This window comes from Bradyrhizobium sp. 930_D9_N1_4 (assembly GCF_052076015.1).
Lineage (GTDB): Bacteria > Pseudomonadota > Alphaproteobacteria > Rhizobiales > Xanthobacteraceae > Bradyrhizobium.
Genome location: NZ_CP197236.1, coordinates 5169328 through 5180417, shown reverse-complemented (window position 1 = coordinate 5180417; position 11090 = coordinate 5169328). Strand labels below are relative to the sequence as shown.

The window sequence follows — 11090 nt, the reverse complement described above, 5'->3', positions numbered from 1 at the left end:
GGATGACGCGTTTTTCGCATCTCACCTTGCGCAATTTTCTGATCGCGCTCCACGACCTGCTGGCGACCACGGCGGCGCTGTTTGTCGCGTTCTATCTGCGTTTCGAGGGCGGCGAGGGCTTCTACGACCGCCTGCCGCTGCTGTTCCAGATCCTGCCCTACTTCCTCGCCTTCAGCGTGGTCGTGTTCTTCCTGTTCAACCTGACCACGACGAAATGGCGCTTCATCTCGCTGCCTGACGCGCTGAACATCATCCGCGTGGCAAGCGTGCTGACGGTTGCCCTGCTGGTGCTCGACTACATCTTCGTCGCCCCCAACGTCCGCGGCGCCTTCTTCCTCGGCAAGGTGACCATCGTCCTCTACTGGTTCCTCGAGATCGCCTTCCTCAGCGCGCTGCGCATGACCTATCGCTACTTCCGCTACACGCGGGTGCGGCGTCATGCGCGAGGCGGGGATGCCGCGCCGACGCTGCTGGTCGGCCGTGCCGCGGATGCCGAGGTGCTGCTGCGCGGCATCGAGAGCGGAGCCATCAAGCGGATCTGGCCGGTGGGTGTCCTGTCGCATTCGACTTCCGATCTCGGCCAGTTCATCCGCAACGTGCCGGTGCTGGGCGGCATCGACGACATCGAGGACGTCGTTGCCGACTTCGCCAAGCGCAACAAGGCGATCGCGCGCATCGTGATGACGCCGTCGGCGTTCGAGCCGGAGGCCCATCCGGAATCGATCCTGATGCGGGCGCGCAAGCTCGGTGTGATCGTCAACCGCATGCCTTCGCTGGAGAGCGGCGATACGCCGCGCCTCACCGCCGTCGCGGTCGAGGATCTGCTGCTGCGGCCGAGCGAGACCATCGACTATGCGCGGCTCGAGGCCCTGATCAGGGGCAAGGCGGTGATCGTCACCGGCGGCGGCGGCTCGATCGGCTCGGAGATCTGCGAGCGCGTCGTCGCCTTCGGTGCCGCGCGGCTCCTGATCGTGGAAAATTCCGAGCCGGCGCTCTACGCGGTCACCGAGGCGCTCTCTGCGGACGGCTCGGGAGCCGAGATCGAAGGGCGCATCGCCGACATCCGCGACCGCGAGCGCATCATGCGCCTGATGGCCGAGTTCAAGCCTGATATCGTGTTCCATGCCGCAGCCCTCAAGCACGTGCCGATCCTGGAGCGCGACTGGAGCGAGGGCGTCAAGACCAACATCTTCGGCTCGATCAACGTGGCCGACGCCGCGCACAGCGCCGGCGCGGCAGCCATGGTGATGATCTCGACCGACAAGGCGATCGAGCCGGTGTCGATGCTCGGCCTCACCAAGCGTTTCGCCGAGATGTATTGCCAGGCGCTCGATCACGATCTCGCTGCGGGCAGCGGTAGCGTCAAACCGCCGATGCGGTTGATCTCGGTCCGGTTCGGCAATGTGCTGGCCTCGAACGGCTCGGTGGTGCCGAAGTTCAAGGCGCAGATCGAGGCCGGCGGCCCTGTGACCGTCACGCATCCCGACATGGTCCGCTACTTCATGACCATCCGCGAGGCCTGCGATCTCGTCATCACGGCGGCGACGCATGCGCTCGGCACGCAGCGTCCCGACGTCTCGGTCTACGTGCTCAACATGGGCCAGCCGGTCAAGATCGTCGATCTCGCCGAACGGATGATCCGCCTGTCCGGCCTCCAGCCCGGCTACGACATCGAGATCGTGTTCACCGGCATGCGGCCCGGCGAGCGCCTGCACGAAATCCTGTTCGCCTCCGAGGAGCCGACCCGCGAGATCGGTGTCGCCGGCATCATGGCCGCGCAGCCGAACGAGCCGCCGATGCAGACGCTGCGCAAATGGATCGCGGCGCTGGAGCAGGCGATCGCGCGCGACGATCGCGCCACCATCAGGACCATCCTGAAGGACGCGGTTCCGGAATTCGGGTCGACCGCGGCCTGACCATGCAGTCAAAAGGCAAGATCGTCGTCGCGAGCCAGCATTACCCGCCGGACCCGAGCACGACCGCATCGATCATGGCGGAGATCGCCTGCCGCGTCGCCGGGGATCACGAGGTCGTCGTGCTGTCGGGCTCGCCAGGCGCGTTGCCGGCCTCGCAGGTAGGCCCGGGCAAGCCGCGAATCGTGGCCGTCAAGAACCGGATGGCGGGAAAGGCGGCGCTGGTGCGGCGCGGGGTGTCCGAGCTGCTGTTCGCAGGCCGCACCTTCGTCGCGCTGATCCGCGAGCTCAGGGCAGGCGACGTCGTGCTCACCGTGACCGCGCCGTTCATGCTGCCTTATGCCGTTGCCGCGGCAGCAAGGCTGAGGGGCGCGCGCTCCGCGCTGATCATGCACGACCTCTTTCCCGACGTTCTCGTGATGGCGGGGCTCCTCAGGCCCTCCTCGTTCGTGACGCGGACGATGCGCTTCGCCAACAGCCTGATGTTCCGTGCGCTCAATGCCGTCATCACCATCGGCCGCGATGCGGAGCGGCCGCTGCTGAGCTATTCCGGCATGACGCGGAACAAGATCCGCTTCATCCCGAACTGGGCGACGCTCGTGCCCGCGGCACGCCCGCTCACATCGGACAATCCGTTCCGCAAGGCCACCCCCGCGCGCTTCATCGTCGGCCTGTCGGGCAATCTCGGCTTCACCCATGATCCGGAGATCGTGTTCGAGGCGGCGCGGCTTCTGAAGGACGAGGCGGACATCCACTTCCTGCTGTCGGGCTGGGGGATCGGCTTCGAACGTCTGAAGCAGTTGCAGGCCGAGGCGAACTTGCCCAATGTCACCTTCGTGGCGCGGGTCGAGGATGCCGAGCTCGAGGCGTTCCTGGCGTCCGCCAATCTCTGGATCATTCCGTACCGGAAGGATGTTGCGGGCGTGTCGGTGCCGAGCCGGTTCTACAATCTGCTGGCGGTCGGCCGTCCGGTGGTGCTGGTCTCCGAGCCGGAGGCCGAGGCCGCGTTGACGGTGGTGGAGAACGGGCTCGGCTGGGTCGTGACGCCGGGCCGCGCGGACCAGCTTGCCGAGGCGATCCGCACCGCATCACGTTCCGATGACGGCGCCATGGCGGCGCGCGCGGTGAAGGCCGCTGCAAAGTTCGACCGGACCGTCGCGATGAACGCCTATGCCGGCCTGATCGACGAATTGCTGCGCAACCCCGATTTGGCGGAGCAACGATGAGCGAGCGGAAACCGATCGTGCTGGTGACGGGAGCGAGCGGCTTCGTGGGCCGTCATGTCGTGCCCGCGCTGGCCCGCGAGGGATGGTCGGTCCGCCGCGCGGTGCGCAGCCCGGAGGGGGTCGAGGACGAGGTCGTGATCGAATCGATCGGGCCCGATACCGACTGGACGGCCGCGCTCGAAGGCGTCGACGCCGTGGTCCATCTTGCCGCGCGCGTGCATCACAAGCACGAGGAGCACGCGGTCCAGCTCTACCGCAACGTCAACATCGCCGGCACGCTGCATCTGGCGCGCTCCGCGGCGACGGCGGGGGTGCGCCAGTTCATCTTCGTCAGCACCGTTCTCGTGCACGGCCGCAGCAATGAGGGCCGTGCGCCTTTCAGCGAGGACGACATCCTGACGCCGCGCGGCCTCTACGGCATGTCCAAGGCCGCGGCCGAAGCGGGCTTGCGGACGCTGGCGCGCGACAGCGCCATGAAGATTTCGGTGATCCGGCCGCCGCTGGTCTATGGCGCGGGCGCCAAGGGCAATTTCGCGCTGCTGACGCGCGCGGTGAATCTGGGGATGCCGCTGCCCTTTGCCGCGATCCGCAATCAGCGCGCGTTCCTGGCCGTGCAGAACCTGTCATCGTTCATCCAGCGCCGGCTGGCGCATCCTGATCCCGCCAGCAATTTCGAGATCTTCCTGGTGGCCGACACGGAACAGGTTTCGACGCCCGAATTCATCGATCGGCTGGCCAAGGCGGCCGGCAAGAACTCGCGGCTGTTCGGCATGCCGCCGGACCTGCTCTCGACGCTGCTCAGCGTGATGGGCCGGCAGGATACGCATGACAGTCTGATCGGCTCGCTCGAGCTCAACCTCGGCAAGGCGATCGCAACCGGCTGGCAGCCGCAGATCTCCCTCGACGAGGGCCTGCGGCTGGCGCTGTCGGCTCAGGATTTTTGAGGGCGGGCGAAGCGGCGCAGCACGAACGCGATCGCAATCGCGCCTGCGACAAGCGCGGGCCATGTGATCGCCGCCGAACCGGCGCGAATGGTGAGGACGGCAAGCGCTGCAAGCAGGAGATTGAGCGCGAACACCTCGCCGATCACCTGCGGGACCGTGAACCCGTTGTCGGTGGCGCGCTGATAGAAATGCGAGCGGTGCGCCGACCAGAACTGCTCGCGACGCGCGATGCGGCGAAACAGCGTGATGGTGGAATCTGCAAGATAATAGCCGGGCAGCAGCAGCGCCGCGGCGGGCTGTCCGTGCCAGGCGAGCTCGAGCAGGCACCAGCCGAGCAAAAGGCCGATCGGCAGGCTGCCGACATCGCCCAGAAAAACTCTTGCGACCGGCTTGTTGAACGGCGCAAAGCCGAGCATGGCGCCGCACAGCGCGGTGGCGATCAGCACGGCCGGCCAGGAGAGATCGCCGAGAACCCCCAGCAACAACAACGCTGCTGCGACCGGCACCACCTCCGCGACCGTCATCAGATCGAGCCCGTCCATGAAATTGACGAGGTTCACGAACCAGACACCGGCGAGCAGGATGAGGCCGCGCTCCAGCGCCAGCGGCAGCGCCGGCACGATGCGCGCGGTGTCGGGCGCGGTGAACACCACCGCACCGACCGCGGCGGCCTGCAAGACCAGCCGCACCAGCACCGGCAACGACACGATGTCGTCGGCGAAGCCGACCAGCGCGATGACGATTGTGGCAATGACCAGCGCCGTCGGGATTGCGACGCCCGCCCAGGCTGCCCACACGGATGCGACCAGCAGCGTCGCTGATATCACGGCGATGCCGGCGCCCTGCGGCGTCGGGATGCGATGCGAGGAGCGCGCGTTGGGGCGCGCCAGCGCGTAGCGCTGGAGCAGGGGACGGCTGGTCCAGGTGACGAGCGCCGAGACAAGCGCGGCGACCGCGAGAGCAAGCAGCGAGGGCAGGGCGGCAACGGCGTCGGGAGCCGGGCTCACTCCGGCACTCCGAGCTGCGCCGAGCCTTGGGCGGCTTTCTCCGCGCTGAGGATCCAGACCAGGCCGCCGAACGCGCCGACGATGAACGAGACCGCGCCGAACAGCAGCGAGATGTTGACGCCCTCATTGGCGGCGAGCCCGGCGAAGCCGAACGCGAGGCCCATGGTCGCCTCGCGCACGCCCCAGCCTGCGATCGAGATCGGCATCAGGGTGATCAGCATCACCGGCGGCACCAGCAGGAAGACCTGGGCGAAGCTGACGGGCGCTGCGATCGCCTGCACGACGCACCAGGCGATGACGACGGCAAGCACGTGAACGAGCAGCGACAGGATCGCGATGATGGGGCCGCGCCTGACGTTGAAGATCACGCGATTGGCGATCACGGCGCAGGCGTGGATGTGATGGGTGGCCCACCAGGTCTTCAGCCACGGCCATTTCAGCGCGCCGAAGATCAGGAAGCCGAGCCCGCCCGCGAGCGCGGCGAAATCGACCAGCAGCAGCGCCGAGCGTCCGTGCGGATCGGTGATGAGCTCGTAGCTCCAGGGCAGGCTCGCGACGATGACGATCGCGAGTGCGACGAGGCCGATCGCGCGATCGACGAAGATGGAGTAGGTGGCCGCACGCCAGCCGGCACCGGCGCGCGCGACCAGCCACAACCGCACCGCATCGCCGCCGATCGCCGACGGCAGGGTCTGGTTGAAGAAGGCGCCGATCACGTTGTAGCGCATGGCCCGGGCGAGCTCGAGCGGCGCGCCGCATGCGGCGCTGACCTCGCGCCAGCGCAGCACGCCGACGAAGATCTGCAGGAACGTGATCGCGATCGCCATGGCGATCCAGAACAGGCTGGTCGCGGTGAAGCGCGAGAACAGTTCGGTCAGATCCACCTTGCGCAGCGCCAGATAGAGCAGCGCTGCGGAAATCAGGATTTTGGCCGTCGACAGCAGGATTCGGCGCATCTCGCCCGTATGGTCAGGGTTTGCGAAGATTCGAGGCAACCCGACGCAGGGCGCCGAATTCGGCCGCTTTGGTATGGTTTTGGCGCCGATCTTGCAATAGCAGTTATCGGGCGGTTATGGGCCTATTGCGCGCCCCTCGATACCGGCTAAAGAAGCGCCGCGGGCCGGCTTTTGGGGGCCGCGCGGGAACAGATCGCTTGGGAACAGGATGACGGATCAGGCGATTTTGGTCACGGGCGCCGCCGGGTTCATCGGTTTTCACGTCGCCCGGCAGCTCCTTGGCGAAGGCCGGCCGGTCGTCGGGCTCGACAATCTCAACGATTATTACGATCCGGCGCTGAAACGGGCGCGGCTGGCGCTGCTCGGGGACGATTCCCGCTTCGCCTTCGTCGAGGCCGATCTGGCCAATCGCGAGACGATGGCTGCGCTGTTTTCGCGACACCGATTTGCCAAAGTCGTGCATCTCGCGGCCCAGGCAGGTGTGCGCTACTCGATCGAGCAGCCGCAGGCTTACGCAGATTCCAATCTGGCGGGCTTTCTCAACGTGCTCGAAGGCTGCCGCAACAACGGTTGTCGTCATCTCGTCTACGCCTCGTCATCCTCCGTTTACGGCGCCAACACAAAACTGCCATTTGCGGTCGGTGACCGCACCGACCATCCCGTGAGCTTCTACGCCGCGACCAAGAAGGCGAACGAGGTGATGGCGCAGTCCTACAGCCATCTCTACCGCCTGCCGGTGACGGGCCTGCGCTTCTTCACCATCTACGGCCCGTGGGGACGGCCGGACATGGCCCTGTTTCTGTTTGTGAACGCCATCATGGCGAACAAGCCGATCCGGCTCTTTAACCATGGCCAAATGCGTCGCGACTTCACCTATATTGACGACGTCACCCGTGTCGTATCAAAGCTCATTGATCTGGTGCCCGCGGATGACCCTGCTGCCGCAAATGCGCCGTCTAAGGTCTACAATGTCGGCAACCACCATCCGGAAGAGCTGATGCATGTCGTCGGACTTCTGGAGCAGGAGCTGGGTCGGACGGCGATCAAAGAATTGCTGCCGATGCAGCCGGGAGACGTTTTGGAAACGTTCGCGGATGTCGAGGATCTGATGCGCGACACCGGCTTTGCACCGTCAACGCCGATCGCGCTCGGAGTTCGTAATTTTGTCACCTGGTATCGGGACTACTTCAAGGTTTGAAATGACGATGGACAAACGCATTATCCCCCTGATCATGTGCGGCGGTGCCGGAACGCGGCTGTGGCCGGCTTCGCGCGAGGTGCGCCCCAAGCAATTCCTGCCGTTGTTCGGCACGCGCTCGACCTTCCAGGACACGCTGCTGCGCGTCTCCGATGCCTCGCTGTTCGATCGTCCGATCGTCATCACCAACGCGTCCTACCGCTTCATGGTGCTGGAGCAGCTCGCCGAGATCGGCATCGAGGCCGACGTCATCCTCGAGCCGATGCGCCGTGACTCCGGCCCTGCGATCGCCGCGGGCGCGGTGTTTGCGCAGAACCGCGCCAGTGACGCGATCGTGCTCGCGCTCGCCGCCGACCACGTGGTGCAGGACAACGCCGCCTTCGTCGCCGCCTGCCGCGAGGGCCTCACCGCCGCGAGCGCCGGGCGCATCGTCACCTTCGGCGTCAAGCCGGAGCGGCCGGCGACCGAATACGGCTATATCAGCCCGGGCGAAGTGATCTCCGGCGAGGTGCACGCGGTCGCGCGCTTCGTCGAGAAGCCCGACGCGGTGAAGGCCGCCGACTATGTCAGTTCAGGCTATCTCTGGAACAGCGGCAACTTCATGTTCCCGGCGAGCGTCCTGCTCGACGAATACCGCAAGGTTGATGCTTCGAGCGTGGAGACCATCTCCAACGCCGTCACCAATGCCGGCCGCGATCTCGGCTTCGTCACGCTCGAGCCGGAAGCGTTTGCTGCGGCGAAGGCGATCTCGATCGACTATGCCGTGATGGAGAAGACCTCGCGCGCAGCCGTCGTGCCGGTGTCCTGCGGCTGGTCCGACGTCGGCTCATGGCACGCGGTGTGGGAGCTGTCGGACAAGGACTCGCAAGGCAATGCATCGCACGGCACCGCCGTGTTCGAGGACTCCCGCAACTGCAACGTCACCACCGATTCCGCGCTGGTCGCGCTCGAAGGCGTCGACGATCTCGTCGTGGTCGCGACCGCGGACGCGGTGCTGGTCTCGCGCCAGAAGGATGCCAACGGCCTCAAGCGCCTGGTGACGAAGCTGAAGGCGGTCGCGCCGAAGGTCACCGAGGAGCATCTCAAGGTGCATCGGCCCTGGGGCAGCTATCAGTCCGTGGACAATGGCGAGCGCCATCAGGTCAAGCGCATCGTGGTGAAGCCGGGCGGGCGCCTGTCGCTGCAGAAGCATCATCACCGCGCCGAGCACTGGATCGTGGTTCGCGGCGCCGCCCGGGTCACCGTCAACGAGACCGTCAAGACGGTGCACGAGAACGAGTCCATCTACATTCCGATGGGCGCGGTGCACCGGATGGAGAACCCCGGCAAGATCATGCTGGAACTCATCGAGGTCCAGACTGGAAGCTATCTCGGGGAAGACGACATCATCCGGATTGAAGACGACTATCAAAGGTCGTAACCAGCAGGCTCCGAATCACGTCACCCGGGCTGAAAGAGCGCACTCTTTCAGCGGCTTAAGGCCCGGGGAACGTGTAACTTTTTGAATCAAATCGTGTCCGGCCCGTTGGGGCGGCATTCGCCACAAATGTGGCGTCCGTGCTAGAAGCGGCCGGGGATTTGCGTTGAATCGGGGTTTGCTCAGATGAGTTCCAAAGTGTCTGCACCGGCAAAGGCCGGCTTGCGCGTCGGCGTCATTGGCGCGGGCGTGATGGGCAGCAACCACGCACGCGTGCTGAGCGGTCTTCCCGGCGTCACCCTTGTCGGCGTGGTCGATCCGTCGCCGGCGCACCTGGCCCGCACCACCGAGCTTGCGAGCTGCGAGGGTTTCGAGACCATCGAGCAGTTGTTCGCCGCGGGCGTCGATGCCGTCACCATCGCGGCGCCGACCCATCTGCATCACGAGGTCTCGCTGGCCTGCATCGCCAAGAACATCCACGTGCTGGTCGAGAAGCCGATCGCATCCACCGTCGCGGAGGGCCGCGAGATCGTCGCCGCCGCGCAAAAGGCCGGCGTCACGCTGATGGTCGGCCATGTCGAGCGCTTCAATCCGGCCGTCGCCGCCGTCAAGCAGGCGATCGCGGGCGAGGACATTCTGTCGATCGCGATCACGCGCGTCGGCCCGTTCCCGCCGCGCATGTCCAATGTCGGCGTCGTCATCGATCTCGCCGTGCACGACATCGATCTGATCCGCTGGTTCACCGAATCCGACATCGTCGAAGTGCAGCCGCAATTGTCGAGCGCGATCGCCGAGCGCGAGGACATCGCGCTCTTGCAGTTCCGCACCGCCAATGGCGTGCTCGCGCACATCAACACCAACTGGCTGACGCCGTTCAAGGCGCGCAGCGTCACGGTCGCGACCCGCGGCAAATACGTGATGGGCGATCTGCTCACGCGTCAGGTCACCGAGTGCTTCGGCTTCAAGTCCGACGGTAGCTATTCGATGCGGCATCTGCCGGTCGGTCATGACGAGCCGCTCCGCGCCGAGCTGCTTGCGTTTCTCAAGGCCGTGCGCAACGGCGAGACGCCGGCAGTGACAGGCGACGAAGGCGTCGCCAGCCTCGAGATCGCCACGCAGTGTTTGGAAACACCGTCGCGGCCCGCGGCCAAGGCTGCCGCCCGCTCGGGCCCGCGCCGCGTTGCCGGCTGATTTCTTTCCCATGTCGACCGATCAAAATCAGCAAGGCGCCAAGAGCCAGGCCATGAACCAGCATCTGCGTTCCGACCCCATTCCCTTCATCGACGTCGCCTCGCAGCGTCGCCGGCTCGGCGACTCCCTCGATGCCGCTGTGAAGCGCGTGCTCGACCATTGCCAGTTCGTCAACGGACCTGAAGTCGCCGAGCTCGAAAAGCAACTCGCGGCTTACAGCGGCGCCAAGCACGTGATCGGCTGCGCCAGCGGCACCGATGCGCTTCTGATGGTGTTGATGGCGAGGAATGTCGGTCCCGGCGATGCCGTGCTGTGTCCGTCGTTCACCTTCATCGCGACCGCGTCGCCGGCGGCACGGATGGGCGCGACCCCCGTTTACGTCGATGTCGACGAGACCACCTTCAACATGAGCCCGGAGTCGCTCAAGCGCGCCATCGCGGCCGCCCGCAAGGCCGGACTGAAGCCGGTTGCGATCATTCCGGTCGATTTGTTCGGGCAGCCCGCCGACCACGATGCGATCGCCGAGATCGCCAACGCGGAAGGCCTGTTCGTGATCGACGACGCCGCGCAGGGCTTTGGCGCGAGCTACAAGGGCCGCAAGCTCGGCACCTTCGGGCTTGCCACCACGACCAGCTTCTTCCCGGCAAAGCCGCTCGGCTGCTTCGGCGACGGCGGCGCCATCTTCACCGATGACGACGAGCTTGCCGCGACGCTGCGCAGCATCCGCGTGCACGGGCAGGGCGTCGACAAATACGACAACGTCCGCCTCGGCCTGACCGGTCGCATCGACACCATGCAGGCCGCGATCCTGATCGAGAAGCTGAAGATCTTTGACGACGAGATCGCCGCGCGCAACAAGGTCGCGGAACGCTACGCGCGCGGCCTGTCCAACGTTGTCACGGTGCCGCGTCTGGCGCCGGGCAATACCTCGGTCTGGGCGCAGTACACGATCCGTCTCCCTGAAGGCACCGATCGCGACGGCTTCGCTGCCGCGCTGAAGGCCCAGGGCGTGCCGACCGCGATCTATTACGGCAAGTCGATGCACCAGCAGACCGCCTACAAGCAGTATCCGGTCGCCGACGGCGGCCTGCCGGGCTGCGAGAGCCTGTCGCAGGACGTCATCAGCCTGCCGATGCACGCCTATTTGACCGAAGCCGACCAGGAGCGAATCATCGCCGCCGTCCGCGGCGCGATCGCGGGTTGATTTTGTTTAACCTCTCCCGCTTGCGGGAGAGGTC

9 protein-coding genes are annotated in these 11090 nt (G+C 65.9%); 7 read left to right on the top strand and 2 right to left on the bottom strand.

Annotation, left to right across the window (positions count from 1 at the left end; genetic code table 11):
- The first annotated feature begins 2 nt into the window (after positions 1-2).
- Genes AB7532_RS24700 through AB7532_RS24690 form a run of 3 tightly spaced genes read left to right on the top strand, consistent with a single transcriptional unit; the run spans position 3 to position 4083 of the window.
- The gene (locus AB7532_RS24700; RefSeq protein WP_441237293.1) at positions 3-1916 is read left to right on the top strand and encodes an SDR family NAD(P)-dependent oxidoreductase; all 1914 of its coding nucleotides are present in this window, start codon (positions 3-5) and stop codon (positions 1914-1916) included.
- Between the two features lie 2 nt (positions 1917-1918).
- On the top strand, positions 1919-3139 hold the full coding sequence (locus AB7532_RS24695; RefSeq protein ID WP_441237292.1) for a glycosyltransferase family 4 protein: 1221 nt from the start codon (positions 1919-1921) through the stop codon (positions 3137-3139).
- Complete coding sequence (locus AB7532_RS24690) at positions 3136-4083, top strand: NAD-dependent epimerase/dehydratase family protein (protein ID WP_441237291.1); 948 nt, start codon at positions 3136-3138, stop codon at positions 4081-4083. The genes AB7532_RS24695 and AB7532_RS24690 overlap by 4 nt, the downstream gene beginning before the upstream one ends.
- Here the strand turns inward: AB7532_RS24690 and AB7532_RS24685 are convergent.
- A complete protein-coding gene (locus AB7532_RS24685; protein WP_441237290.1) occupies positions 4071-5090 on the bottom strand; it encodes an MraY family glycosyltransferase in 1020 nt (339 codons plus the stop codon). The genes AB7532_RS24690 and AB7532_RS24685 overlap by 13 nt on opposite strands.
- The gene (locus tag AB7532_RS24680) at positions 5087-6046 is read right to left on the bottom strand and encodes a lysylphosphatidylglycerol synthase transmembrane domain-containing protein (RefSeq protein WP_441237289.1); all 960 of its coding nucleotides are present in this window, start codon (positions 6044-6046) and stop codon (positions 5087-5089) included. The genes AB7532_RS24685 and AB7532_RS24680 overlap by 4 nt, the downstream gene beginning before the upstream one ends.
- A gap of 208 nt (positions 6047-6254) precedes the next feature.
- Between AB7532_RS24680 and AB7532_RS24675 the strand changes: the two genes are divergently transcribed.
- The 4 genes from AB7532_RS24675 (at position 6255) to AB7532_RS24660 (ending at position 11056) form a co-directional block, all read left to right on the top strand.
- Entirely contained in the window at positions 6255-7244 is a 990-nt protein-coding gene (locus AB7532_RS24675; RefSeq protein WP_441237288.1) for an SDR family NAD(P)-dependent oxidoreductase, read from the top strand.
- 7 nt (positions 7245-7251) lie between these two features.
- Positions 7252-8664 (top strand): mannose-1-phosphate guanylyltransferase/mannose-6-phosphate isomerase, encoded by a 1413-nt coding sequence (locus tag AB7532_RS24670; RefSeq protein ID WP_441237287.1) that lies wholly within the window; start codon positions 7252-7254, stop codon positions 8662-8664.
- Between the two features lie 183 nt (positions 8665-8847).
- Positions 8848-9852, top strand: coding sequence for a Gfo/Idh/MocA family oxidoreductase (locus AB7532_RS24665; protein ID WP_441237286.1), 1005 nt, complete (start codon positions 8848-8850; stop codon positions 9850-9852).
- Between the two features lie 52 nt (positions 9853-9904).
- Positions 9905-11056: a DegT/DnrJ/EryC1/StrS family aminotransferase gene (locus tag AB7532_RS24660; protein ID WP_441239349.1), complete on the top strand. Its 1152-nt coding sequence runs from the start codon at positions 9905-9907 to the stop codon at positions 11054-11056.
- Positions 11057-11090 lie beyond the last annotated feature (34 nt).